Source organism: Chelatococcus sambhunathii (genome assembly GCF_001418005.1).
GTDB lineage: Bacteria > Pseudomonadota > Alphaproteobacteria > Rhizobiales > Beijerinckiaceae > Chelatococcus_A > Chelatococcus_A sambhunathii.
The window spans coordinates 284327-309666 of sequence record NZ_LIOL01000004.1 but is presented as its reverse complement, the minus strand read 5'-3'; the positions used below and the strand labels follow the sequence as shown (position 1 = coordinate 309666).

At 69.0% G+C, this 25340-nt stretch carries 26 protein-coding genes and 1 riboswitch; of the genes, 19 read left to right on the top strand and 7 right to left on the bottom strand.

Annotated elements, in window-relative coordinates; genetic code table 11:
* Positions 1-84: 84 nt before the first annotated feature.
* Entirely contained in the window at positions 85-1164 is a 1080-nt protein-coding gene (gene mutY, locus ASC46_RS10555; RefSeq protein ID WP_055459260.1) for an A/G-specific adenine glycosylase, read from the bottom strand.
* 53 nt (positions 1165-1217) lie between these two features.
* Here mutY and ASC46_RS10550 point away from each other — a divergent pair, with 53 nt between their 5' ends.
* From ASC46_RS10550 to ASC46_RS10510, 9 genes are all read left to right on the top strand, one after another.
* Positions 1218-1712 (top strand): DUF721 domain-containing protein, encoded by a 495-nt coding sequence (locus ASC46_RS10550; RefSeq protein WP_055459259.1) that lies wholly within the window; start codon positions 1218-1220, stop codon positions 1710-1712.
* A gap of 106 nt (positions 1713-1818) precedes the next feature.
* Positions 1819-2463, top strand: a complete 645-nt coding sequence (locus tag ASC46_RS10545) for a DsbA family protein (RefSeq protein ID WP_055459258.1) — start codon at positions 1819-1821, stop codon at positions 2461-2463.
* A 63-nt stretch (positions 2464-2526) separates the two neighbouring features.
* Complete coding sequence (locus tag ASC46_RS10540) at positions 2527-5985, top strand: chromosome segregation SMC family protein (RefSeq protein WP_055459257.1); 3459 nt, start codon at positions 2527-2529, stop codon at positions 5983-5985.
* 186 nt (positions 5986-6171) lie between these two features.
* The gene (locus ASC46_RS10535; protein ID WP_055459256.1) at positions 6172-6546 is read left to right on the top strand and encodes an AtpZ/AtpI family protein; all 375 of its coding nucleotides are present in this window, start codon (positions 6172-6174) and stop codon (positions 6544-6546) included.
* A gap of 61 nt (positions 6547-6607) precedes the next feature.
* Positions 6608-7381: a F0F1 ATP synthase subunit A gene (locus ASC46_RS10530; RefSeq protein WP_055459255.1), complete on the top strand. Its 774-nt coding sequence runs from the start codon at positions 6608-6610 to the stop codon at positions 7379-7381.
* 56 nt (positions 7382-7437) lie between these two features.
* Positions 7438-7665: a F0F1 ATP synthase subunit C gene (locus tag ASC46_RS10525; RefSeq protein WP_019403690.1), complete on the top strand. Its 228-nt coding sequence runs from the start codon at positions 7438-7440 to the stop codon at positions 7663-7665.
* 76 nt (positions 7666-7741) lie between these two features.
* Positions 7742-8287 (top strand): F0F1 ATP synthase subunit B family protein, encoded by a 546-nt coding sequence (locus ASC46_RS10520; protein ID WP_055459254.1) that lies wholly within the window; start codon positions 7742-7744, stop codon positions 8285-8287.
* Between the two features lie 10 nt (positions 8288-8297).
* Entirely contained in the window at positions 8298-8783 is a 486-nt protein-coding gene (locus ASC46_RS10515; RefSeq protein WP_055459253.1) for a F0F1 ATP synthase subunit B family protein, read from the top strand.
* A 170-nt stretch (positions 8784-8953) separates the two neighbouring features.
* A complete protein-coding gene (locus ASC46_RS10510; RefSeq protein ID WP_055459252.1) occupies positions 8954-9292 on the top strand; it encodes a porin in 339 nt (112 codons plus the stop codon).
* A 160-nt stretch (positions 9293-9452) separates the two neighbouring features.
* Here the strand turns inward: ASC46_RS10510 and gcvPB are convergent, their stop codons facing one another.
* The 6 genes from gcvPB to ASC46_RS10480 form a co-directional block, all read right to left on the bottom strand.
* Complete coding sequence (gcvPB, locus tag ASC46_RS10505; protein ID WP_055459251.1) at positions 9453-11021, bottom strand: aminomethyl-transferring glycine dehydrogenase subunit GcvPB; 1569 nt, start codon at positions 11019-11021, stop codon at positions 9453-9455.
* A complete protein-coding gene (gene gcvPA / locus ASC46_RS10500; protein WP_055459250.1) occupies positions 11021-12361 on the bottom strand; it encodes an aminomethyl-transferring glycine dehydrogenase subunit GcvPA in 1341 nt (446 codons plus the stop codon). Before gcvPA ends, gcvPB begins: the two co-directional genes overlap by 1 nt.
* A 29-nt stretch (positions 12362-12390) precedes the next feature.
* Positions 12391-12765: a glycine cleavage system protein GcvH gene (gene gcvH, locus ASC46_RS10495; protein WP_055459249.1), complete on the bottom strand. Its 375-nt coding sequence runs from the start codon at positions 12763-12765 to the stop codon at positions 12391-12393.
* Positions 12766-12814: 49 nt separating this feature from the next.
* Complete coding sequence (gene gcvT / locus ASC46_RS10490) at positions 12815-13951, bottom strand: glycine cleavage system aminomethyltransferase GcvT (protein WP_055459248.1); 1137 nt, start codon at positions 13949-13951, stop codon at positions 12815-12817.
* Positions 13952-14099: 148 nt separating this feature from the next.
* Positions 14100-14199: riboswitch (glycine riboswitch) on the bottom strand.
* Positions 14200-14290: 91 nt separating this feature from the next.
* Positions 14291-14884 carry a hypothetical protein gene (locus ASC46_RS10485; protein WP_055459247.1) on the bottom strand — a complete coding sequence of 198 codons (594 nt, stop codon included), beginning with the start codon at positions 14882-14884 and terminating at the stop codon, positions 14291-14293.
* Between the two features lie 46 nt (positions 14885-14930).
* Complete coding sequence (locus ASC46_RS10480; protein WP_055459246.1) at positions 14931-15458, bottom strand: invasion associated locus B family protein; 528 nt, start codon at positions 15456-15458, stop codon at positions 14931-14933.
* Between the two features lie 438 nt (positions 15459-15896).
* On the opposite strand from ASC46_RS10480, the gene coxB reads away from it, so the two are divergent.
* The 10 genes from coxB (at position 15897) to ASC46_RS10430 (ending at position 25340) form a co-directional block, all read left to right on the top strand.
* Positions 15897-16724 (top strand): cytochrome c oxidase subunit II, encoded by an 828-nt coding sequence (coxB, locus tag ASC46_RS10475; RefSeq protein WP_055459384.1) that lies wholly within the window; start codon positions 15897-15899, stop codon positions 16722-16724.
* 68 nt (positions 16725-16792) lie between these two features.
* Positions 16793-18427 (top strand): cytochrome c oxidase subunit I, encoded by a 1635-nt coding sequence (gene ctaD / locus ASC46_RS10470; RefSeq protein ID WP_055459245.1) that lies wholly within the window; start codon positions 16793-16795, stop codon positions 18425-18427.
* Between the two features lie 141 nt (positions 18428-18568).
* A complete protein-coding gene (locus ASC46_RS10465; RefSeq protein WP_055459244.1) occupies positions 18569-19543 on the top strand; it encodes a heme o synthase in 975 nt (324 codons plus the stop codon).
* On the top strand, positions 19543-19737 hold the full coding sequence (locus tag ASC46_RS10460) for a hypothetical protein (protein WP_055459383.1): 195 nt from the start codon (positions 19543-19545) through the stop codon (positions 19735-19737). The genes ASC46_RS10465 and ASC46_RS10460 overlap by 1 nt, the downstream gene beginning before the upstream one ends.
* A 10-nt stretch (positions 19738-19747) precedes the next feature.
* Entirely contained in the window at positions 19748-20347 is a 600-nt protein-coding gene (locus tag ASC46_RS10455; RefSeq protein WP_055459243.1) for a cytochrome c oxidase assembly protein, read from the top strand.
* A gap of 52 nt (positions 20348-20399) precedes the next feature.
* A complete protein-coding gene (locus tag ASC46_RS10450) occupies positions 20400-21254 on the top strand; it encodes a cytochrome c oxidase subunit 3 (RefSeq protein ID WP_055459242.1) in 855 nt (284 codons plus the stop codon).
* Between the two features lie 114 nt (positions 21255-21368).
* Positions 21369-21743, top strand: a complete 375-nt coding sequence (locus ASC46_RS10445) for a DUF983 domain-containing protein (RefSeq protein ID WP_055459241.1) — start codon at positions 21369-21371, stop codon at positions 21741-21743.
* Entirely contained in the window at positions 21740-22483 is a 744-nt protein-coding gene (locus ASC46_RS10440; protein WP_055459240.1) for an SURF1 family protein, read from the top strand. The genes ASC46_RS10445 and ASC46_RS10440 overlap by 4 nt, the downstream gene beginning before the upstream one ends.
* A gap of 152 nt (positions 22484-22635) precedes the next feature.
* Positions 22636-24051, top strand: a complete 1416-nt coding sequence (thrC, locus tag ASC46_RS10435; RefSeq protein WP_055459239.1) for a threonine synthase — start codon at positions 22636-22638, stop codon at positions 24049-24051.
* Positions 24048-25340 (top strand): M16 family metallopeptidase, encoded by a 1293-nt coding sequence (locus tag ASC46_RS10430; protein ID WP_055459238.1) that lies wholly within the window; start codon positions 24048-24050, stop codon positions 25338-25340. The genes thrC and ASC46_RS10430 overlap by 4 nt, the downstream gene beginning before the upstream one ends.

Sequence of the window (25340 nt, the reverse complement as noted above, 5' to 3'; positions counted from 1 at the left end):
AGCCGGGGTCCATCGCGCGAAGCCGAGCCGAGGGCTCGCCTCATGTCTATCGCCACGCCACGTACTCCGCGCCGATGACGGCGCTCAGCCCCCCAGCGCCTTCTCCAGCACCTTGCGCATGACATTGGGCAGCGCCTCGCCGGCAAGATCGTGCCGGGGCACCCAGCGCCCGCCGGCGGGCGGCGCGGTATCGATGCCGAACGTCGCCGTGAAAACGGCGAGCTCCAGCGGGAAATGCGTGAAGACGTGCCGCACCGTGCCCGGTGCCCGGCGCCAGGGGCCCGCCAGCGGCGCGTCCCGCAGCGCCTCGCTGATTGCGTAATCGTGCCGCCAGTCGCTCACCGGCACTTCAGCCATGCCGCCGAGCAGGCCCTTCGGCGGCCGCGTGCGCAGGAGCACGCGGCCGTCCGCACGCAGCGCGACGAAGGCCGCGCCGCGGCGCAGCCGCCCGGTGGTTTTCGTCTCCTTGCGCGGGAAGGTCTCGGCCAACGCCGCGGCGCGGGCGCGACATGGCAAGGCGAGGGGGCAGAGGACGCAGGCCGGCTTCTTCGGCGTGCAGATGGTGGCGCCGAGGTCCATCAGCGCCTGGGCGAAGTCGCCCGGCCGGCGCTGCGGCACCATCGCCAGCGTCAGCTCCCGGATGAGCGGCTTGGCGCTGGGCAGCGGCTCCGTGACGGCGTGGAGGCGGCTCATGACGCGCTCGACATTGCCGTCGACGGCGACCGCGACCTTGCCGAAGGCGATCGCCGCGATCGCCCCGGCCGTATAGGCGCCGATGCCCGGCAGGGAAAGAAGCGCCTTCTCCTCGGCGGGAAAGCGCCCGCCGTGCACGGCGACGACCATCTTGGCGCAGGCATGCAGGTTGCGGGCGCGCGAATAATAGCCGAGGCCCGCCCAGGCCTGCATCACCGCCTCCTGCGGCGCCTGCGCCAGCGCCTCGACGGTTGGGAAGCGGGCAAGGAAGCGCTCATAATAGGGCTTCACGGCCGTCACTGTCGTCTGCTGCAGCATGATCTCGGACAGCCAGACGCGGTAAGGGTCCGGCGTCTCGCCGGGCAGGGCCCGCCAGGGCAGAATGCGCCTGTGGCGGTCGTACCACGCCAGCAGCGCGGCGGCGCTTTCGGTGCTGTCGGTCTTGGAGGGCGCGTCGAGGACGGATACCATGGCCCCTCTCATAACCGGCCGCCCGCGCGGCGCAAGCATCGGCATCAGATTCCATGGCGGCTCCCAAGCACCTGTCCGACCTCGTCGAGCGCTGCATTGCTCCGGCGCTTGCCGCGCAAGGCTTCGCCTCCTCGGACATAGTCCTCGCCTGGCCGGAGATCGTTGGCGAGCGCCTTGCCCGCTTCACCGAGCCGATGCGGCTCGAATGGCCGCGCCGCCACCGTCACATGGCGCCCGACGAGCGCTCCGAGCCGGCGACGCTGGTGGTGCGCGTCGCCTCGAGCTTCGCGCTCGACCTGCAGCACATGGCCCCCGTCGTGGTCGAGCGCGTCAACGCTCATTTCGGCTGGCGCTGCGTCGGCCGCCTCGCCCTGCGCCAAGGGCCGCTCGCGCGTCCGGCGCCGCGCCAGCCCGCGCCGGCCGTCGACGAGGCGACTCGGGCGAGCGTCGCCCGCGATATCGGCGACGTCGCGGACGACAAGCTGCGCGCGGCGCTGGAGCGGCTCGGCTGCGCCGTCCTGTCGCAGGGGCGGGACACAAAGGCGTGAAAGCCGGGCGGCCACGTATCTCTTGCCACATTCGCCGCCGTCCTTATGGTGTCGCGACCTTTCGGCCGGGCATCTTCGCCGGCGGTTCATTCGGGAGACTGACGAGATGACGACCAGGCGTCGTGTGATCCTGAACCTGGCGGCTGGCGCCGTTGTCACCGCCCTCGGCGGGCTGGTCGCCCTGCCGGCACTCGCCCAGTCCTTCAGCCCGAGCGACCTCGACGTCGCCGGTCCGCTCGGCGATGTCACCCTCGGCAAGGCGGACGCGCCGGTCACCATCATCGAATATGCGTCGGTGACCTGCTCGCACTGCGCCACCTTCCATGCCAACACCTTCCCGACCCTGAAGGCGAAATACATTGATACGGGCAAGGTGCGCTTCATCCTGCGCGAGTTCCCGCTCGATCCGCTGGCCACCGCCGGCTTCATGCTGGCCCGCTGCGCCGGCAACGACAAATACTACCCCGTCACCGACATGCTGTTCGACAAGCAGCAGGTGTGGGCCTTCTCCGACAAGCCGCTCGACGCGCTGCTGCAGCTCATGAAGCAGGCGGGTTTCACACAGGAAAGTTTCGAGGCCTGCTTGAAGGACCAGAAGGTCTATGATGCCGTGAACGCGGTGAAGAACCGCGGGGTCGAGACCTTTGGCGTCAACGCCACGCCGACCTTCTTCATCAATGGCCAGAAGCAGTCGGGGGCGCTGACTGTTGAGGAACTCGACAAGATCCTCACGCCTCTCGTTGGCGGCTGATCGGGCCGCGCCGGCCGCGCGCCTGCGCGCCACCGGCCTACACGTTTCCGCAGGTTCCCCCCCATGAAGCTCACGCGCCTCAGGATCGTGGGCTTCAAGTCCTTCGTCGAGCCGGCCGATTTCCATATCGAGCCGGGGCTGACGGGCGTCGTCGGCCCGAACGGCTGCGGCAAGTCGAACCTCGTCGAGGCCCTGCGTTGGGTGATGGGCGAGAGTTCGCACAAGTCCATGCGCGCCTCGGGCATGGATGACGTCATCTTCGCCGGCTCCGGCAACCGGCCGGCGCGCAACAGCGCCGAGGTCACGCTTACCATCGACAATGGCGAGCGCATCGCGCCGGCCGCCTTCAATGACGCGGATACGCTCGAGGTGTCGCGCAAGATCGTGCGCGAGTCGGGATCGACCTATCGCATCAACGGCCGCGAGGTGCGTGCCCGTGACGTGCAGCTCCTCTTTGCCGATGCGGCAACCGGCGCCCGTTCGCCGGCCATGGTGCGCCAGGGCCAGATCGGTGAGCTGATCGCGGCCAAGCCCCAGGCGCGCCGCCGCATTCTCGAGGATGCCGCTGGCATCGCCGGCCTGCACACCCGGCGCCACGAGGCCGAGTTGCGCTTGCGCGCGGCGGAGGACAACCTGCAGCGTCTCGAGGACGTGCTTGGCGAGATCGGTGGGCAGATCGACGGCCTGCGCCGCCAGGGCCGGCAGGCGCAGCGCTATCGCGCGCTCTCGGCCGACATCCGCAAGCTCGAGGCGATGCTGGCGCTGATCGCCTATCGCGAGGCGCGTGACCAGGCGGCCGCCGCCGAGCGGGAGCTGGAGGCTCAGGTGCGCGACGTCGCCGAGGCGACGCGCGTGCAGGCCGAGACGGCGCGGCTCCAGGCCATCGCCGGGCACGAGATGCCGAAGCTGCGCGAGGCTGCCGCCGCGGCGGGCGCCGCGCTGCAGCGTCTCGTCAACGCCCGCACCGAGCTCGACAACGAGGAGCGCCGGGCCAGGGACCGCGCCGCCGAACTGGTGCGCCGCAAGGCCGAGCTCGACCGTGACCTTGCGCGCGAGACGGCGCTCGCCGCCGATGCCGCCGCCTCCGCCGAGCGCCTCGGCGAGGAGGATGCGGCCCTCGCCGCGGAGGGCGAGGACGGTGCCGTCCTCGTCGAGGAGGCGCAGGCCGCGCTCGTCGATCTCGATAGCGACCTCGTCGAGGCCGAGGCGGCGCTCGCTGCCCTGCAGCAGCAGGTGTCGGACCTCAACGCCCATCGTGCCGGCCTCGAACGGGCCGAGCGCGAGGAAGCCGCCCGGGCCGAGCGCCTGGCCGGCGAGCGCCGGCGTATCGAGGCCGAGCGCGCCGCGCTCGACACCGAGGGCACCGAGCCGGAGGCGATCGCCCGTCTCGCCGAGGAGCTCGCGATCGCCGAGGAGCGGCTGGAGGAGACGGAAATCGCCGCCGCCGAGGCGCGCGAGACCCTGGCCGCCGCGCGCGAGGCCGAGGCCCGCCTGCGCGGTCCCGCGAGCGAGGCAGGCCGCCGGGCCGACCGGCTGGAGGCGGAGGCGGCGACGCTCGCCAAGCTCTTCGCCGCGCCCGCCGAAGGCACCTTTGCCCCGGTTGTCGATGCGCTCGCCGTCGACAAGGGGTTCGAGGCGGCGCTCGGCGCCGCGCTCGGCGACGACCTCGACCTGTCGACGGATCCGGCCGCACCCTCCCGCTGGACGAGCCTTGTTGCTGCCCCGGACGATCCGGCCCTGCCGGCGGGGACGCGGCCCCTTGCAATGTATGTGCGGGGCGTGCCCGAGCTTGCGCGGCGCCTGTCCCAGATTGGTCTCGTCGCGGAAGCGGATGGCGAGCGCCTCAGCCGGGAGCTGAAGCCGGGCCAGACGCTCGTCTCGTCCGACGGCGCGGTCTGGCGCTGGGACGGCCTCGTCGCCGAAGCCGGTGCGCCAACCGCAGCCGCGCGCCGCCTCGCCGAGCGCAACCGGCTCAACGACCTTGTCGCCGCCGCCGCTGCGGCGCGCGAGGAGGCGGAGGCGCACCGCGCCGGGCTCGACCGCGCCCAGGCGGCGATTCGCGAGGCGGCCCAGCGCGAGGGAGATGCGCTCGAAGCGGCGCGCAGTGCACGGCGCGCTCTCGATGGCGCGCGCGAGCAGCTCGCCGCCGCCGAGCGCCGGGCGGCACAGGTTGCGACCCGCCGCTCCGCCCTCGACGAGGCGCTGAGCCGCATCGTCGCCGACGAGGAGGAGGCGCGCCGCCGGATCGCGGAGGCGCGGGAGGCCTTGGCGCGTAGCGGCGATGTCGCTGCGGTCGAGAAGGACGTGCTGGAGGCGCGCACCCGGGTCGCCGAGCGGCGCAGCGCCGCCGCCGAGGCCCGCGCCGCCGCCCAGACGCTGCAGCGCGAGGCCGAGCTGCGTGCCCGCCGGCGCGAGGCCATCGCCGCCGAGGTCCGGGCCTGGAAGGAGCGGCGCACGCGCGCGCTGTCCGCCATCGGCGAGATCGAGCACCGGATCGCGGAGACGGTGATCGAGCAGGCTACACTGGCGGAGGCGCCCGAAGATTTCGAGTTGCGCCGCCGCGCGCTCGTGGCCGAGATCGAGGCGGCGGAGGAGCGCCGGCGCGAGGCGGGCGATCAGCTGGCCGAGGGCGAGACGAAGCTCGCCGAGGCCGACAGGGCGGCCCGGGCGGCGCTGGAACAGCTGTCGGCGGTGCGCGAGGCGCGGGCCGGAACGGAAGCGCGGCTCGAGGCGGCGCGGGCGCGCCTGGCCGATGTCGTGCGTCACATTGGCGAGGCCCTCGATTCGACTCCCGCGGGGCTGCACGAGCTAGCGGGCGTCGTCGCCGATGCCGCCCTGCCGCCGGCCGGTGACGTCGAAGGGCGCGTCGCCCAGCTCAAGGCCGACCGGGAGCGGCTCGGTGCCGTCAACCTGCGTGCCGACATCGAGCTCGAGGAGGCGGAAGGCAAGCGCGAGGCGCTCGTCAAGGAACGCGACGACCTGACCGAGGCCATCCGCCGCCTGCGCCAGGCCATTGCCAGCCTCAACAAGGAGGGGCGGGAGCGCCTGCTTGCCGCTTTCGACGTGGTCAACGGCCATTTCCAGCGCCTGTTCACGACGCTGTTCGGCGGCGGTTCGGCCGAATTGTCACTTGTCGATTCCGACGATCCGCTGGAGGCCGGGCTCGAGATCTTCGCACGCCCCCCCGGCAAGAAGCCGCAGGTGATGACGCTGCTTTCGGGCGGCGAGCAGGCCCTCACCGCGACGGCGCTCATCTTCGCCGTCTTCCTCACCAATCCCTCGCCCATCTGCGTGCTCGACGAGGTCGATGCCCCGCTCGACGACGCCAATGTCGAGCGCTACTGCGATCTCCTGCAGGACATGGTGCGTCAGACGCAGACGCGCTTCCTCGTCATCACTCACAATCCCATCACCATGGCGCGCATGAACCGGCTCTTCGGCGTGACCATGGCCGAGCGCGGCGTCTCGCAGCTCGTGTCCGTCGATCTTGCGGCCGCCGAGCAAATTCTGGAGGCGGTTTGACCCGGCAATTGGCGCGCCGATTGTTCATGAGTGGTGGCAAATGGCCGTCTGGATCGGAATTTTCCTTGAATATCAAATAATTGATTGTTTCTGCCGCATTCTTGACAGGGGTGGGGCACGACAATATGGTGCGCCCGGCTTCCAGGCCGGATTTTCGGTGCACTTTCAACCGCACGGGAGGATCGCGTGGCGAAACCCGACGAGCGGAAGGATGGTGCCGGAAAGCCGGCCGACGGTGGACCGGCCGATCTTTCGGCAAGGCTCAGGCATCTGGATGAAGGGCTCCGGCGCGTTGCCGCCCATCAGCCGAAGGATGTGGAGCCTGCGTCGGGGTCGATGTCGAACCAGAGCGCACTCGGGCAGGCCTTCCGCCTGTCCGCCGAGTTCGTGTCGGGCGTGATCGCCGGCGGACTGCTCGGTTGGATCATCGATCGTCTGGCCGGCACGGCACCGTGGGGTCTGATTGTCTGCCTCCTGCTCGGCTTCTGCGCCGGCATGCTCAATCTGGCGCGCGCCTCCGGCGCGTTCCCCGGATGGGGCGGGAAGAGCGGACAGAAGTGACGTTTCCAAGGCCCGTCGGCGTCCGCCGCCGGGCGATCCGCGCAGGGACAGAAGGTCGGCGATGGCTGCGAACCCGATCGAGCAGTTCGAGATCAAGAATCTCATCCCCCTCGGCAATATCGGCGGGCAGGAGATCGCCTTCACGAACTCGGCGCTCTTCATGGTCGGCGCGGTGGCGCTGATTACGCTCGGCTTCACGGCCGCGACGGCGGGCCGCTCGCTGGTGCCGGGCCGTGCCCAGGCGGCGGCCGAGATGCTCTACGAGTTTGTCGCCAACACGCTGCGGCAATCGGCGGGCGAGAAGGGGATGAAGTTCTTTCCCTTCGTTTTCTCGCTCTTCATGTTCGTGCTGACCTGCAACATGCTTGGCATGATCCCGGGCTTCTTCACGGTGACGAGCCATGTCATTGTCACCTTTGCCCTGGCGATCCTCGTCATCGGCACCGTGATCGTCTACGGTTTCGTCAAGCACGGCACCCACTTCCTCGGGCTCTTCGTGCCCTCGGGCGTGCCTGCTTGGCTGCTGCCATTCATGGTGGTGATCGAGCTCATCTCCTTCCTGTCGCGCCCTATCTCGCTGTCGCTGCGTCTGTTCGCGAACATGCTCGCCGGCCACGTGGCGCTCAAGGTCTTCGCCGGGTTCATCGTCGCCCTCGGTGGTCTGGCCGCCAGCGGCGGCATGACGGGCGTTCTCGGCGTTGCGGGGGCGGCGCTGCCGCTCGCGATGGCGGTGGCGCTCACGGCTTTCGAGTTCCTCGTCGCCTTCCTGCAGGCCTATGTCTTCACGATCCTGACCTGCATCTACCTTCACGACGCGTTGCACCCGGGGCACTGACAGGGCGCGTCGGTAGTCTTGAAACCAGCCTCATACGAACCTCAGGAGACCTTGTGATGGATCCCGTTGCTGCGAAGTACATCGGCGCTGGCCTCGCCTGCCTTGGCATGGGGCTTGCCGCCATGGGCGTGGGTAACATTTTCGGCAACTACCTGTCGGGCGCCCTGCGCAACCCGTCGGCCGCCGATTCGCAGTTCGGCCGCACCTTCATCGGTGCCGCTCTCGCCGAAGGTCTCGGCATCTTCGCGCTCGTCGTCGCGCTGGTCCTGCTCTTCGTCGCGTAACGCGGCTGAGCCGACCTGCCGATCAACGGGTTGGAAGGGCGCCTCGTGCGCCCTTCGCTTGAGAGACTGAACCGCCATGGCTCAACCGATCACCGCGCATGCTGAAGTGCCAGGCATCGAGGGCGAAGGTGCGAACTTCCCGCCTTTCGACGTCAATACCTTCGGCTCACAGCTCCTCTGGCTGGCGATCACCTTCGCCGTCCTCTATCTGCTGATGTCGCGGGTGATCGTGCCGCGGCTCTCCGGCATCCTGGAGGATCGCCGCAGCCGGATCGCCGGTGACCTCAGGATCGCCGCTGAATCGAAGGCTCGAGCCGAGGAGGCCGGCGAGGCCTACGAGAAGGCGTTGGCAGAGGCGCGCGGCCGGGCCCAGGCTTTGGCGCAGGAGACGCGCGACAAGCTCGCGGCCGAGACGGCGGAAAAGCGCGCTGCGCTGGAGGCGGAGCTGGCGCGCAACCTGGCCGATGCCGAGGCCCGCATCACTGCGGGCAAGGAGAAGGCCATGGGCAATGTCGAGGCCATCGCCAGCGATGCCGCGGCGGCTATCGTCGAGCGCCTGACGGGTCAGGCCCCGGCGAGGGACGCGGTGGCAACGGCCGTCGGCAAGGCCATGGCGCAGTGAGGGCGGTCTGATGCTCCAAAACACCACCTTCTGGGTCGCCGTCGCCTTCGTCATCTTCTTCGCGATCGTGTTGCGCGCCGGCGCACACAAGATCGCCGGCAAGGCGCTCGACGAGCGGGGCCACCGTATCAAGGCCGAGCTCGAGGAAGCGGCTCGCCTGCGCGGCGAGGCCGAGGCCCTGCTCAAGGAGTACGAGGCCAAGCGTCAGGCGGCCGAAGCCGAGGCGGCGGCTATCGTGACGAGCGCCCGTGAGGAAGCGGAACGCGTGGCCAAGGAGGCGCATGAGCGGGTCGCCGAGTTCGTCGCCCGCCGCACCGCCGCCGCGGAGGCCAAGATCGCCCAGGCCGAGGCCCAGGCTGCTGCCGAAGTCCGTGCCGCTGCGGCCGACGCTGCCGTCAAGGCGGCCGAGCAGATCCTGCGCGATACGGTCAAGGGCAAGCTGGCCGAAGACATCTTCGCCAAGGGGCTCGGTGAGGTGAAGGGCAAACTCAACTGAGCCCTCGGGACGGATCAACGATCGAGCGGCCGCCTTCGGGCGGCCGTTCCTTTTGGGGCCATGCTCTGATCGATGCAGCTATGGGAAGAAACGTCACGCGGGATAGGGCATGCCTTGATCGCGCCGCCGCCCTGTGGATTGATGGCCCCTCCATCGCTCGGGAGACGGTCATGGCACGCACGGCTCGCCGCATCGCGGTACTGCTCGTCACGGGCACAACCTTCGCCGCGGGGCTCTCGGCTGCCGCCACTGCCGACGAGCGCATGCAGCTGCCCCCGCCGTCACGTGGGGATTCGGTCGGCCATTGCGCCGTCCACGGCCCGGGCTTCGTGCAGATCGCCGGTACGAGCACCTGCGTGCGCCTCGGCGGGCGGGTGCGAGCCGAGGGGGTCACTCGCAACGGGGCGAGCGGCACCATGACCGGCGGGCGCGCCACGCTCGACGTGCGCGTGCCGACCGGTCTCGGCCCCATGCGTGGCTATGTCAGCGGCACGGTGAACGGGAACTGAGCCCGCGATTTCACTCCCCCCTTGCGGGGAGGGGTAGGGGTGGGGGCGCAGCATGCAGGAGGCCGTGTTCTGCGTCACGACCCTGCCCCCTCGCCCCTCCCCGCAAGGGGGAGGGGAGAAGACGCCCGGCTCAGGGGCGAGGTGACAGGCCGCCGACGGCCTACTCCGCCGCTTCCGCGACCGGCGCGGGCGCCGTCCAGCGCAGCACCGGCTGGCGCGCCGCACGGGTCTCGTCGAGGCGCCGGCGCGGGGCGTGATAGGGGGCCCCGGTGAAACGTGCCGTGTCCCCGTCGCGCACGGCGAAGGCGAGGTCGCGCAGCGTGGCGATGAAGAGGTCGAGGGAGGCCTTCGATTCGCTCTCCGTCGGCTCGATCAGCATGGCCCCGTGCACGACGAGCGGGAAATAGACCGTCATCGGGTGGTAGCCCTCGTCGATCATCGCCTTGGCGAAGTCGAGCGTCGTCACCCCCGTGCCCTTGAGCCAGGCATCGTCGAACAGCACCTCGTGCATGCAGGCGCGGTTGCCGAAGGGCAGCGACATCAGGTCCGCGAGGCATGCGCGCACATAGTTGGCGTTGAGCACCGCATCTTCCGAGGCCTGCTTCAGCCCGTCCGCCCCGTGCGAGAGCATGAAGGCGAGCGCGCGCACGAACATGCCCATCTGGCCGTGGAAGGCCGTGAGCCGCCCGAGCGGGGACTGGTCCGATACCGCCGCGTGCTCGACGAGCGAGAAGCGCCCGTCATCGAGCCTCACATAGGGCAGGGGGGCGAAGGCAGCGAGCCGGTCCGACAGCACCACCGGCCCCGCGCCCGGCCCGCCGCCGCCGTGCGGCGTCGAGAAGGTCTTGTGCAGGTTGATGTGCATGGCATCGACGCCGAGGTCGCCGGGCCGCGCCTTGCCGACGATGGCGTTGAAGTTCGCCCCGTCGCAGTAGAAATAGCCGCCCGCCTCGTGGATGACGCGAGCGATCTCGACGACATCGCGCTCGAAGAGCCCGCAGGTGTTCGGGTTCGTCAGCATGATGGCGGCGGTGTCGGGCCCCGCGAGCTTCGCCACCTCGGCCGGATCGACCGTGCCATCCTCTCGCGCCGGCACCGCCTTCACCGTGAAGCCGATGAGCGCGGCGGTGGCGGGATTGGTGCCGTGGGCCGAATCGGGCACCAGCACGACGTTGCGCGTGGCCGTCTCGCCCCGAGCCGCGATGGCCGCCTTGATCGCCGCCATGCCGGCGAGTTCGCCATGCGCGCCGGCCTTGGGCGACAGCGTCACGGCCGGCATGCCGGTCAGTTCCTTCAGCCAGTGGGCGAGTTCATCCATGAGCGCCAGCGCCCCCTGCACGGTGGAGGCTGGCTGCAGCGGGTGGATGTCGGCAAAGCCCGGCAGCCGCGCCATCCGCTCGTTGAGGCGCGGATTGTGCTTCATGGTGCACGAGCCGAGCGGGAAGAGACCGGTGTCGATACCGTAGTTCTTCTGCGACAGGCGCACGTAATGGCGCATCGCCTCCGGCTCCGAGAGGCCGGGCAGGCCGATGGTGTCCTTGCGCTTGAGGCCGCCGAGGCGGTCAGCCACGGGCGCCGGCTCGTCGAGATCGACCCCGATCACATCCGTGCGGCCGAACTCGAAGATCAGCGGCTCCTCCTGCTGGAGGGCGCGGTTGCCGGTGAAGGTCGGGTGGGCACTCTCAACAGCCGCGCCCGGCGTGGTGGGACGTCCCTGGCGATTCAGCATCACAGCACCTCCGTAAGGGCGGCGACGAAGGCGGCCCGGTCGGCGTCGGTGTTCACTTCGGTGGAGGCGACGAGGAGGAGGTCGTCGAGGCCGGCACCTGGCAGGAGGCGCGGCACCGGCACGCCGGCGAGCACGTGGTGGTCGGCCATCGCCTCGACCACGGCGGCGGCTGGCTTGGGCAGCCGCAGCGTGAACTCGTTGAAGAAGGTCTCGTTGAGCACCTTCACGCCCGGCACGGCGGCGAGCGCCTCGGCGAGCTTCACCGCATTGGCGTGGTTGACGCGGGCCAGGCGCGTCAGCCCGGATTCGCCGAGCAGCGACATGTGGATGGTGAAGGCGAGGCAGCACAGACCCGAGTTGGTGCAGATGTTCGACGTCGCCTTGTCGCGGCGGATGTGCTGCTCGCGCGTCGAGAGCGTCAGCACGAAGCCGCGCCGCCCGTCCGCGTCCACCGTCTCGCCGGCGAGGCGGCCCGGCATCTGGCGCACGAACTTCTGCCGCGTGGCGAAGAGGCCGACGTAGGGCCCGCCGAAGGACAGGGCGTTGCCGATCGACTGGCCCTCGCCGGCGACGATGTCGGCGCCCATGGCGCCGGGCGCCTCGACGAGCCCGAGCGACACGGCCTCGGTGAAGACGGCGACGAGGAGCGCGCCGTGGGCATGCGCCTTGTCGGCGACGGCCCTGAGGTCGCGCAGGTTGCCGAAGACGTCCGGCGTCTGCACGACGACGCAGGAGACGCTGTCGTCGATGGCGGCGAGAAGGTCCTCGGTGGCGGTGACGTCCGGCGGGAGGCGCACCACCTCGTCACCGGCGAGGTCGGACAGCGTCGTCATCACCTCGGCATAATGCGGGTGAATGCCGCCGGAGAGCACGGCCTTGCGCCGCCGCGTCACGCGGTGGGCCATCAGCACGGCTTCTGCCGCGGCGGTCGAGCCGTCGTACATGGAGGCATTGGCCACCTCCATGCCGGTCAGCATGGCGACCTGCGTCTGGAACTCGAAGAGATACTGCAGCGTGCCCTGCGCGATCTCCGGTTGGTAGGGCGTGTAGCTCGTCAGGAATTCCGAGCGCTGGATGAGATGGTCCACCGTTGCCGGCACATGGTGCTTGTAGGCGCCGGCCCCGATGAAGAAGGGCACGGACGAGGCCGACACGTTGCGTGCCGCCATGGCGCCGAGGTGGCGCTCCACCTCCATCTCGCCCTTGGCGCGCGGCAGGTCGGCCGGGGCCGCCATGCGCATGCGCTCGGGAATGTCGGTGAAGAGCTCATCGACGGTGGCGACGCCGATGCGCGCGAGCATTTCGCGGCGGTCGGCGTCGGTTAGCGGTAGATAGCGCATGCGGCTTCGTCCCAATCGCCCGTTTCGGGTCAGGAAATCGACTTCAGATAGTCGTCGTACTGCTGTTCGGTCATCAGCCCGTCGAGCTCGCCGGCATCGCTCAGCTTGATCTTGACGAACCAGCCGTTGCCGAGCGGGTCCTCATTGACGGTGGCGGGCGTTTCCTCGATGGCGCCGTTGACGGCAACGACCTCGCCGGAGACCGGCGCATAGACCTCGCTCGCCGCCTTGACGCTCTCGACGACGGCTGCCTCGGCCCCCTTCGTCAGCGCCTTGCCGACACTGGGCAGCTCGACGAAGACCACATCGCCCAGCTGGCTCTGGGCATAGTCGGAAATGCCCACCGTGCCGGTGTCGCCCTCGACGCGGATATATTCGTGGTCCTTGGTGTAGTAGGTGGTCATGTCTCGTTTCCCTGAAAGCCGGTGCGGCCCCTGCGAGCCACGTCTCAAGTCAGCGCTTGTAGCGGTGCGCCACGAAGGGCATCGGCACGACCCGTGCCGGAATCTCCTTGCCGCGGACGAGGAGGGTGAGCGCCGTGCCGTCGCGCGCGAAGTCGCTCGCCACATAGCCCATGGCGACGGGGGCGCCGAGTGTGGGCCCGAAGCCACCGGACGTCACCTCGCCGACGAGTTCACCCGCCGCGTCCTTGATCTCGGTGCCCTCGCGGGCCGGCATGCGGCCCTCGGGCAGGAGGCCGACGCGCTTGCGCAGCGGCCCGTGCGCCAATTCCTCCATGATGCGGTGCGAACCGGGGAAGCCACCCTCCTGCCGCCGGCGCCGCTGGATCGACCAGGCGAGCGCCGCTTCGACCGGCGACGTCTCCTCGTTGATGTCATGGCCATAGAGGCACAGCCCTGCCTCGAGGCGCAGCGAATCGCGCGCGCCGAGCCCGACGGGCGCGACCTCGGGCTCGGCGACGAGCAGGTCCCACAGCGCGCCGGCTCGGTCGGCCGGCACCGAGATCTCGTAGCCGTCCTCGCCCGTATAGCCGGAGCGCGACACATGGCAGGCGATGCCCGCCACCTTCATCGCGGCGGCGCTCATGAAGGCGAGGCTCTCTGCCTCCGGCGCATGGCGGGCAAGCACGGCCTCGGCCTCCGGGCCCTGCAGGGCGAGCAGGGCACGGTCATCGAAGACCTCGAGCCGTATCCCATCGGGCAGGTGGTGCCGGATGTGGCGGATGTCGGCATCCTTGCAGGCGGCGTTAACGACGAGGAGCAGGCGGCCATCGCCGTCGGCCGGCCGCGTCACCATCAGATCGTCGATGATGCCGCCCTGGTCGTTGAGAAGCTGGGTGTAGCGCTGCTGGCCGGGCGCCAGGCCGAGGATGTCGGCCGGCACGAGGGCCTCGAGGGCGCGCGCGACGCTTTCATGGTCAGGCCCCGCGAGGGCGATCTGGCCCATGTGCGACACGTCGAACAGCCCGGCAGCTTTGCGCGTGTGCTGATGCTCGGCGATGATGCCCTTGGCATATTGCACCGGCATGTCATAGCCGGCGAAGGGCACCATGCGGGCGCCGAGTTCCACGTGCCGGCTGTGCAGCGGCGTATGCCGGAGCGGGCCTGAGCCCGGGGATGAAGACGCCATCGACGGTTCCTCGCGCGACAGGGTTCGCGATCGGGCAAATGCCCGCTCGCGCCCCCTCTGTCCGGGAACCTGAGAGATTTCCCCGGCAAGGCCGGGTTACCCCCTTCGGTGGGGCCTGCCGCTGGGCAGGCCCGCTCTCCAGAGTGTCAGCTCCCGCGCGGTCCTTGGGCCTGAGCGTGTCCGGGGCGGTTGCGCCTTCGGCGTCGCGCACGTGCCAAGCACGCGGCGAACTCTCCCGCGGGGATCATCGACGTTGACCTGCCAGTCATGAAGCGGGACGCCCGTCCTGTCAACGGGCGCCGTGCGGCCCCGCGACAGGGCGTGCTCCGCCTCCGGCGATCAGCGCCGGCGCGCGCCGCGCGTCGGGGCCGCCTGGGCCGGGCCGCGGCCGAAGCCGACCTCGATGATGACATTGTCGCCCGTGGCGTCGGGTGGCAGGGTGAAGCCTTCCTCCACGAACAGGAACTCGCCCTGCGTCTCGCCGCGCGTCACGGTGGCGGACACAGTGCGCGTGCGCGAGGCATAGACGCGGTTGCCTTCGCGAATCGTCACATGGAAGGGGGATGAGAAGGTGCCCGGCGCGCCGGCCGGGCCGAGGAGGGCAAGGCCCTGCACGCCGACCTTGATGGTCATGCCGCCGCCCGGCAAGGCCGTGCACTCGCGCGCGGTCTCGGAAATGGTGAGCTGGTAGCGCAAGCCTGCATTGCTCTCACCGCCCGCGCGCACGGCCGCGCCGCCGTCCGACACGAAGACATAGGGGCAGATCACCTCGTCCGGCGGGGCTTCGCGCCGCTCTGGCAAGGTGGTGCTGCCATAGCGCAGGAGATTGCCGAGCGAGGAGCCGCCGCCCTGGGCCGCGCCGCCGTCTCCGGAGGTTGAACTGCATGCCGCAAGCAGACCCGCGAGGGAGACCAGCAAAACCGAAGAGCGCATCGCTTCCACCCGTCTTTGATTCATGTGTCCGTGCTGCTGCTCCCGTTCAGGGCAGCTTGTCGAAGCCGGCGCCGAAGCCTTCGAGCGACACCGGGATGCCGATGCCCTCCTCCGGCGTCTGGAAGACGACGAAGGTCGCCGTCTTGCCGCCGCGCAACTGGCCGAGCAGGTTGTCGTCCATCACCACCTCGGCGATACAGCCCGTGTTGAGGCAGCGCACGAACCCGGCCCGGCCGATATCTGTCTCGTCGATCTTGAGGCCGAGGCCTGCCGGCAGCAGCACGCCCAGCGGCGCCACCACCCGCAGCAGCCGGCTCTGGCCATCGGCTGTCTTGAGGACGATGACCACCAGCGTCACGTTGGGCCGATCCTCGGCCGCGACGCTCTGCACGATGGCACATTGTTCCTTTTGCGCGCCGGGCGGCGTCTCGCAGCGCGTCTGCCAGTGGCCGGTCGTATCCTTGACGGCGCCCTGGGCAAGGGCTGCCAGCCCGCCCAGAAGGGTGCCCGCGAGCACGACGGCCATGGCTGCGGCGCGGGGCAGGAAACGCGGGGCGGGTGAACGGCGCAACATTCGCGTGGCTTTCTCTCGAAACGGTTCGGGCCGGATATTGCGGCCGCATGCGAACGATTCGCGCAGCCAGCGGCCGCGCCTGCGATAATCGCTGGAGGATGTTCCGAACACGCCTTGCCCGCAGCTGTCAAGAACGGCTGACCTGCACAGACGGCGCGCGGGGGCACTTTGGCGAAAGCGGCGCGAAAATGCGGGGAGAACGTGGCTCGCGCGTTTATGCCGCATGGAATGATTTTAACGACACCGTTGCGCCGCACGCCGGGTTGTGGTCTTTGCTCTGGATCAAAGACAGGGGGTGCGCCAAGCGCCGCCTGTCGTTTTGCGTACCTACGGAACGATGGCGGACGGTTCGTCGAGGCGAGAGACCGGGAACCGCGCCCCGCCGATCACGGGAGCTCCGGACGACCGATGCGGATCGATTTTCTTCGTTTTCGGCCCATGTTTGCGCTGACGCTCGCCTCCGCCGCGCTGGCGCAGCCGGCGCTTGCGGGCACGGGCCAGCCCTCGCCCTGGCAGATGACCTTCCAGACGCCGGTGACCGAGGTCGCCCGCTACATCGACTGGTTCCACAACGGTCTCCTGTGGCTCATCGGCGCGGTCGTGCTCTTCGTCCTGGCGCTGCTCATCTACGTGATGGTGCGCTTCAACGAGAAGGCGAACCCGACCCCCTCCAAGACGACGCACAACACGCTGATCGAGGTGGTCTGGACCGTGGTGCCGGTCCTCATCCTCATCGTCATCGCCGTGCCGTCCTTCCGGCTGCTCAAGCTTCAGCTCGTGCCGCCGCAGGCCGATGTCGTCATCAAGGCGACGGGCCACGCCTGGTACTGGTCCTATGAATATCCCGGCAACGAGGGCGAGAGCTTCACCTTCGACGCCAACATGGTGCCGGAAGACCAGTTGAAGCCGGGCCAGCCGCGGCTGCTCGCCACCGATAACGAGGTGGTCGTGCCGGTGAACAAGAACGTGCTGGTGCAGGTCACTTCGGCAGACGTCATCCATGCCTTTGCCATGCCGTCCTTCGGCATCAAGGTCGACGCCGTGCCGGGCCGCCTCAACGAGACCTGGTTCCGCGCCGAGCAGGAGGGCATGTACTACGGCCAGTGCTCCGAGCTGTGCGGGCAGAACCACGCCTTCATGCCCATCGCCATCCGCGTGGTGAGCGATGAGCAGTATGCCGCCTGGCTCGTGGAGGCCCGGCAGAGGTTCGCCGCAACCGATGCCCGCCCTGTGACGGTGGCGAGCCGCGCTCTCGCGGCCGAGTGATCCGTCGAACCGTCCCGGCCCATTCCGGCCGACAACAAGAAGCAATGGCCTGACGAGGAGCTGAGCAAATGGCTTCGCCGGCAACATCCCATCAAGCGCACGACCACGCCCACGATCATGCCCATGACCTGCCGCGGGGCTGGCAGCGCTGGATGAATTCAACAAACCACAAGGACATCGGCACGCTCTATCTGATCTTCTCGCTCTTTGCGGGTCTGGTCGGCGGAGCCCTGTCCATCGGTATGCGGCTCGAGCTCCAAGAGCCGGGCATGCAGTTCTTCTCCAACCCGCAGACGTTCAACGTCTTCGTCACCGGCCACGGCCTCATCATGGTGTTCTTCATGGTGATGCCGGCGCTCATCGGCGGGTTCGGCAACTGGTTCGTCCCGCTGATGATCGGCGCGCCGGACATGGCCTTCCCGCGCATGAACAACATCTCCTTCTGGCTCACGGTCGCGGCCTTCTGCCTGCTGATCGTATCGCTGTTCATGGAGGGGGCGCCCGGCTCGACGGGCTTCGGCGGCGGCTGGACGGTCTATCCGCCGCTCGCAGTGCAGGGTCATCCGGGCCCGGCGCTCGATTTCGGCATCCTGTCGCTGCACCTCGCCGGCGCTGCCTCGATTCTCGGCGCCATCAACTTCATCACCACGATCCTCAACATGCGCGCGCCGGGCATGACGCTGCACAAGATGCCGCTCTTCGCCTGGGGCGTGCTGGTGACAGCCTTCCTGCTGCTGCTGGCCCTGCCGGTGCTGGCGGGCGCCATCACCATGCTGCTGACGGACCGCAACTTCGGCACGACCTTCTTCGATCCGGCCGGCGGCGGTGACCCGATTCTGTACCAGCATCTGTTCTGGTTCTTCGGCCACCCCGAAGTGTACATCATGATCCTGCCGGCCTTCGGCATCATCAGCCATATCGTGTCGACCTTCGCCAAGAAGCCGATCTTCGGATATCTCGGCATGGCCTATGCGATGGTGGCGATCGGCGTCGTCGGCTTCATCGTGTGGGCGCACCACATGTACACGGCTGGCCTGTCGCTCGACACGCAGCGCTACTTCGTCTTCGCGACGATGGTCATCGCGGTGCCGACGGGCGTGAAGATCTTCTCCTGGATCGCGACGATGTGGGGGGGCTCCATTCGCTTCACCTCGCCGATGATCTGGGCGATCGGCTTCATCTTCCTGTTCACGGTCGGCGGCGTGACGGGTGTCGTTCTTGCCAACGCCGGCGTCGACCGCGCGCTGCATGACACCTACTATGTGGTGGCGCATTTCCACTATGTGCTGTCGCTCGGCGCGGTCTTCGCCCTCTTCGCGGGCTGGTACTACTGGTTCCCGAAGATGTCGGGCTACGTGATCCCGGACTGGATCGGCAAGCTGCATTTCTGGATCTCGTTCATCGGCGCGAACCTCCTGTTCTTCCCGATGCACTTCTCGGGCCTCGCGGGCATGCCGCGCCGCTATGCGGACTATCCCGACGCCTATGCCCACTGGAACCTGATCTCCTCGATCGGCTCCTACATCTTCGCCGTCGGCCTCCTGATCTTCTTCTACGGCGTGGCGCTCGCCTTCGTCCGTAAGCAGCAGGCCGGCGACAACCCGTGGGGCGCGGGCGCGACGACGCTGGAATGGACGCTGTCCTCGCCGCCTCCGTTCCACCAGTACGAGACGCTGCCGAAGATCACGAGCTCCGGCCACTGATCGTCCGGCAATGAAACAGGCGTGCGGCCGGGCAGGTCCCGGCCGCCGCTTCTCCGCCGGAGGCCGTAAAAGGCGGCCCCTCGCCGAGAAGCGAAGGCACCGACAGTGCCATTGAGTGACGAACCGAACGGGTAGGGCGTTATGGCGATGATCAGCGACCGACTGGCCGAGACGGGCCGCCGCGAGGCGGCCGGTGCGGCGCAGGTGTCGGTCTCCGGAGGCAGCGTCGGCGACTACATCGCGCTCCTCAAGCCGCGGGTTATGTCGCTCGTCGTCTTCACTGCCCTCGTCGGCATGGTGATCGCGCCCGGTCACGTCAACCCGGTGCTCGGCTTCGCCTCGCTGCTCGCCATCGCCATCGGCGCCGGCGCCTCCGGCTGCCTCAACATGTGGTGGGACGCCGACATCGATGCGGTGATGACGCGCACCGCCAGGCGCCCCATCCCGGCGGGCCGCATCGCGCCGGGCGAGGCGCTCGCCTTCGGCATCACGCTGTCGGTCGGCTCGGTGCTGGTGCTCGGTCTCGCCTCGAACTGGTTCGCGGCGGCCTTCCTCGCCTTCACCATCTTCTTCTACGCCGTCGTCTACACGATGTGGCTGAAGCGGGCGACGCCGCAGAACATCGTTATCGGCGGTGCGGCCGGGGCCTTCCCGCCCATGATCGGCGAGGCGGCGGTGACCGGCCACGTCAGCCTCGACGGGCTCGTGCTGTTCGCCATCATCTTCCTGTGGACGCCGCCGCACTTCTGGGCGCTCGCCCTCGTCAAGGCAGGCGACTATGCCCGCGCCGGCGTGCCCATGATGCCGAACGTCGCCGGTCCCGACGCGACGCGCCGGCAGATCATGCTCTACACGCTGCTGCTCGCCCCGGCGGGCCTTGCGCCGGTGGCGCTCGGCTTCGGCGGCGCGATCTATGCGACGGTCGCCGGCGTCACCGGGCTCGGCATGGTGGCGCTCGCCTGGCGCGTGCTGCGCCGGCGCGAGGGCGAGGCGGCCGTCAAGGCGGCGCAGCAGCTCTTCGCCTTTTCCATCCTCTACCTCTTCCTTCTGTTCGCGACGCTGCTCGCCGAGCAGGCGCTCGGTTTCGGCAGCCTTTTCGCCGGGTGGGGGCGCTGATGAGGGACAAGGACCGCACCGACGACAAGGAGCGCGCCGTGGAAGGGGGCCCGCCGAGGATGTCGCCCGACGAGGCGAGGCGCCGCCGCGGACGCAACATCGCGATCGCCGTCGTTCTCGGGCTGCTCGTCATCCTGTTCTACGCGATGACGATCGCGCGACTCGGCGAGAACGTCATGAACAGGCCGATGTGAGGGCTGGGGCATGAGCAGCAACGGACAGGACCCGAAGGTGAAGGCGGCCGTGCGCCGCACGGCCGTCATCTGCGCCGGCGTCGTCGTCGGCATGGTCGGCCTCGCCTATGCGTCCGTGCCGCTCTACGATCTCTTCTGCCGCGTCACCGGCTATGGCGGCACGCCCCAGATCAGTGACGGGCCGTCGGCGCGCCGCTCCGAGCGGGAGGTCACGGTGCGCTTCGATTCGAATGTCGCGCCGGGCATCTCCTGGCGCTTCACGCCCGAGGCGCGCGAGGTCACCGTCAAGCTCGGCGAGACGAAGACGGTGATGTACAAGTTCACCAACACGAGCGACCGTCCGACCACCGGCATCGCCACCTTCAACGTCCAGCCGGAACTGGCCGGGGCCTATTTCAACAAGATCCAGTGCTTCTGCTTCACCGAGCAGACGCTTCAGCCGGGTGAGACCGTGGAAGCGCCCGTCGTCTTCTATGTCGATCCCGATATCGTCAACGAGCGTGACATCGCGGACATCCGCACGCTCACGCTCTCCTACACCGTCTTTCCCGCCAAGGGTGGCGCGCCGGTGACGGCGGCCAGCCAGGCGGTGGACAAGCCAAGCCTCTGAACGCTTAACCTGCCCACGCGAGCAAGGACCGAGGGACCCGGAGACAACACAAATGGCCGAAGCTCACGCCAAGAATCACGACTACCATCTCGTCGATCCGAGTCCCTGGCCGCTCCTCGGTTCGGTCAGCGCCTTCGTTATGGCCTGCGGCGCCATCATGCTGATGAAGGACCTGTCGATGGCAGGCCTCAAGGCGGGGCCCTACGTCTTCGGCGCCGGCCTCATCGGCGTGCTCTACACCATGCTCAGCTGGTGGACCGACGTGGTGCGCGAGGCGGAGCGGGGCGACCACACCCGCGTCGTGCAGCTGCACCACCGCTACGGCATGCTGCTGTTCATCGCCTCGGAGGTGATGTTCTTCTACGCTTGGTTCTGGGCCTATTTCGACGTCAGCCTGTTTCCCGGCGAGGCCATCCAGTTCCAGCGTGCGGAGTTCACCGGCGGGCACTGGCCGCCGCAGGGCATCGAGACGTTCGATCCCTGGCACCTGCCGCTGCTCAATACACTGATCCTGCTCACCTCGGGCACGACGGTGACCTGGGCGCACCATGCACTGCTGCACAACGACCGCGCCGGCGTGAAGCAGGCCCTGTGGCTGACGGTGGCCCTCGGCGTGCTCTTCTCGATCGTGCAGGCCTACGAGTATTCGCACGCCGCGTTCGACTTCTCGGGCAACATCTACGGCGCCACCTTCTTCATGGCGACCGGCTTCCACGGCTTCCACGTCATCGTCGGCACCATCTTCCTTGGTGTCTGCCTGCTGCGCGTCTACCTCGGCCATTTCACGCCGAAGCAGCATCTGGGCTTCGAATTCGCCGCCTGGTACTGGCACTTCGTCGACGTGGTATGGCTTTTCCTCTTCGCCGCCATCTACGTCTGGGGTGCGGGTACGCCTGCGGCCCACTGACCCGCCGGCGGTGCACGCAGCCGGTGATGCGACACCAAGGGGCGGCCGCAGCCGCCCCTTTTACGTTAGAAGGGCGTCTGCGCGCCGAAAGGCGCGGATCATGGAGGATGAGACATGGCCCACGAAGACCACGCGCCGCAGTCGCCCGTCCCGACGGGCCTTGCCGGTCGTTGCCCCCGGTGCAGGCAGGGGCGCATGTTCAGTGGCTTCCTCACAGTCGCGCCGAAGTGCAACGCCTGCGGGCTCGACTTTTCCTTCGCCGATTCGGCGGACGGGCCAGCCGTCTTCGTGATGCTCATCGGCGGCTTCATCGTCTGCGGCTTCGCGCTGTGGCTGGAACTCGCCTACGAGCCGCCGTTCTGGATCCATCTCGTCGTGTCGCTGCCACTGGCGCTCGTCGTCTGCCTCGGCATGCTGCGCCCGCTCAAGGGCGTGCTCATCGCCCTGCAGTATCATCACAAGGCCGAGGAGGGCCGGCTGGAGAAATGATCGTGGCGGCACGCTGGCGCGGCCTCATCCTTCCCGGTGTCCTGACGCTCCTCGTGCTCGCGGTGCTCCTGTCGCTGAGCGCGTGGCAGTTCTCGCGCATGGGCTGGAAGGAGGCGCTGCTCGCCCGCATCGAGGCCCGCATCGATGCGGCGCCGGTCCCTGTCCCGCCGGAGGCGGACTGGCCGGCCTGGCGGGCGGACGAGGACGAATACCGCCGCGTCACGGTGGAGGGCCGCTTCCTGCACGACAGGGAGGTGCTCGTCCACGGCAACACCCCGCGCGACGAGCGCGGCCGCGTTTTCGCCGGCTACTACGTGCTCACCCCGCTCGCCCGCCCGGACGGCTCGATCGTCGTGGTGAACCGCGGCTTCGTGCCCCTCGGGAACCGCGATCCGGCGACCCGCGCCCCCGGCCAGGTCGAGGGCGAAGTGGTCGTGAGCGGCGTCATGCGCGCGCCGCAGGAGCGGGGCTGGTTCCTGCCCGCCGACGACCCGGCCAAGGGCGAGTGGTTCACGCGCGATCCGGCCGCGATCGCCGCCGCCTTCGGCCTCGCGCGCGTCGCTCCCTTCATGGTCGAGGCGGACGGGGCATCCAATCCCGGCGGCCTGCCGCGCGGCGGGCTGACGCGCGTGAGCTTCCCCAACAACCACCTCGAATATGCCCTGACATGGCTCGGTCTGGCCATCGGGCTTCTCGGCGTCTTCGCCGTTTTCGCCACAAAGCGGCTGAAGGGGACGTAGAGCTAAGGCGGGACGTGCGGAGAGTGCGCGGCATTCCCCTCCCCGCAAGGGGGAGGGGAGAAGGACTGCCCGGTTCCAGCCCCGCTAGCGTCGTCCTTGTCTCGCCATCCTTCGGGGCTTACTGTCCGCCGTCCCATGAGGAGATAGGTTCGGTGCTGCACGTCTCGACCCGCGGGGAGGCGCCCGCGATTGCCTTCAACGAAGCGCTTCTGGCGGGCCTTGCCCGGGATGGCGGGCTCTATGTGCCCGAGACCTGGCCGCAGTTGACGCGCGAGGCGATCGCCGCCCTGGCCGGCAAGTCCTATGCCGCCGCGGCGAACGAGATCGTCGGTGCCCTCGTCGACGGCGACGTACCGGCCGATGCCCTTTCGGCGATGATCGCCGAGGCCTATGCCACCTTCCGCCATCCGGCGGTGTGCCCGCTGAACCAGGTGGGCGACAATCTCTTCGTGCTCGAGCTGTTCCACGGGCCGACGCTCGCCTTCAAGGACGTCGCCATGCAGCTGCTCGCGCGGCTCATGGACCACGTGCTGAAGCAGCGTGGCGCCCGGGCGACCATCGTCGGGGCGACCTCCGGCGACACCGGCTCGGCGGCCATCGAGGCCTTCGCCGGGCTCGACCAGGTCGACGTCTTCATCCTCTATCCGCACGGGCGGGTGTCGGAAGTGCAGCGCCGCCAGATGACCACCGTCGCCTCGCCCAACGTGCACGCCATCGCGCTCGAGGGCACGTTCGACGACTGTCAGGGCATCCTCAAGGGCCTGTTCAACAATCACCGTTTCCGCGACGAACTGGCGCTGTCCGGCGTCAATTCCATCAACTGGGCCCGCATCGCGGCGCAGGTGGTCTATTACTTCACCGCCGCCGTCTCGCTCGGCGCGCCGCACCGGCCCGTCTCCTTCACCGTGCCGACGGGCAATTTCGGCGATATCCTCGCCGGCTATGTGGCGAAGCGGATGGGCCTGCCGGTGGGTCGGCTCGGTGTCGCCACCAACGTCAACGACATCCTCGTGCGCACCTTCGCCACCGGCCGCTACGAGACCGCCGAGGTGGCGGCCACCACCTCTCCGTCGATGGACATCCAGGTGTCATCGAATTTCGAGCGCCTGCTGTTCGAGGCCGGGGGGCGCGATGTTGCCGCTGTCCGGCGCATGATGACGGCGCTCGCCCAGTCTGGTGCCTTTACCGTCGAAGAGCCGCTGCTCGCCGCGATCCGCCGCGATTTCTTTGCCGGGCGGGCGGACGAGGCCGAAGTCGCGGCCGAGATCGGCACGACATGGCTCGAGGCCGGCTATCTCCTCGATCCGCATACCGCCGTCGGCATGGTGGCGGCCCGGCGGGCGCTGAAGGAGGATGCCGGGACGCCGATGGTCGTTCTGGCGACGGCGCACCCGGCCAAGTTCCCGGATGCGGTCGAGGCTGCGAGCGGCGTGCGCCCGCCGCTGCCGCCCCATCTGGCCGACCTCTACAGTCGGCCGGAGCGGTTCGACGTGGTCGCCAACGACATCGCCGCCGTCGAGACATTCGTGCGTGCGCGGGCCCGCGCCGCGCGGGGAGCCGCCGCATGAAGGCAGCCGCCGCAGCGGCCGGGGAGAACACACTGGGGGTTTCGACGCTTGCCAGCGGCCTGACAGTGGTGAGCGAGCGCATGCCGCACGTCGCCACGGTAGCGGTCGGCGTGTGGGTCGGCGTGGGAGCGCGCAACGAGCGGCCGCAGGAGCATGGCCTCTCGCATTTCATCGAGCACATGGCCTTCAAGGGCACCGAGAGCCGCTCGGCCCGCACCATCGCCGAGGCTGTCGAGGCGGCGGGCGGCGATTTCAATGCCGAGACAGGCATCGAGCACACCTCTTACACTGTCCGCCTCTTGCCGGAGGACCTTGATCTTGCGCTCGACATTCTCGCCGACATCCTGACCCGCTCTCGCTTTGCGCCCGAAGAGATCGCCCGCGAGAAGTCGGTGATCCTGCAGGAGATCAGCGCCGTCGAGGACACGCCGGAGGATCTCGTCAACGACCTGTTCATGAGCTGTGCGTTCTCCGGCCAGCCGCTCGGTCGTCCCATCCTTGGCACCGCCGAGAGCGTGCGCGGCTTCACCCGCGAACGGCTCGTCGGCTATCTTGCGCGGGAATATCGCGCCTCCCGCATGGTCGTCGCCGCGGCGGGGAGCGTTGACCATGCTCGCCTGGTCGCGGGTGTCGAGCGGCATTTTGCCGGCATCAGCGGCGGCCTGGGCTCCGTGACGGAACCGGCCCGCTTCACGCCCGGCGACTTGCGGGTCGAGCGCGCCATTGAGCAGGTGCAGCTCATGCTCGGCTGGCCGGGCAGGGCGCTTGGCGACGACGGACATTATGCCCTGCAGGTCTTCGCCAATCTGCTCGGCGGGGGCATGTCCTCGCGTCTCTTCCAGGAGGTGCGCGAGGAGCGCGGCCTCGCCTATGCGGTCGATGCCTTTCACTGGCCCTTCCTGGACACGGGTGTCTTCGGCCTTGCGGCCGGCACGGCGCCGGAGGATGTCGCCGAGCTCGTGCCGGTGGCGCTCGCCTGCCTGCGCGATGCGGCGCTCGCCGCAACGCCGGAGGAACTTGCCCGCGCGCGGGCGCAGATGAAGGTGGCGCTGCTCACGACGAGCGAATCGGCCATGGGCCGGGCGGATCAATTGGCACGGCAGATGCTGGCCTTCAGGCGCATCGTCCCGCGCGAGGAAGTCGTCGCCCGGCTCGACGCCCTGACGGTTGATGACATACGTGCCGCCGGTCGCAGCCTGCTAGAATGCCATCCCGTCGTCGTGGGGCTCGGGCCGGTCGCGGATCTGCCGGCGTCTGCCGCCGTTCAGGCGATGCTCGCCGGAAAGTGA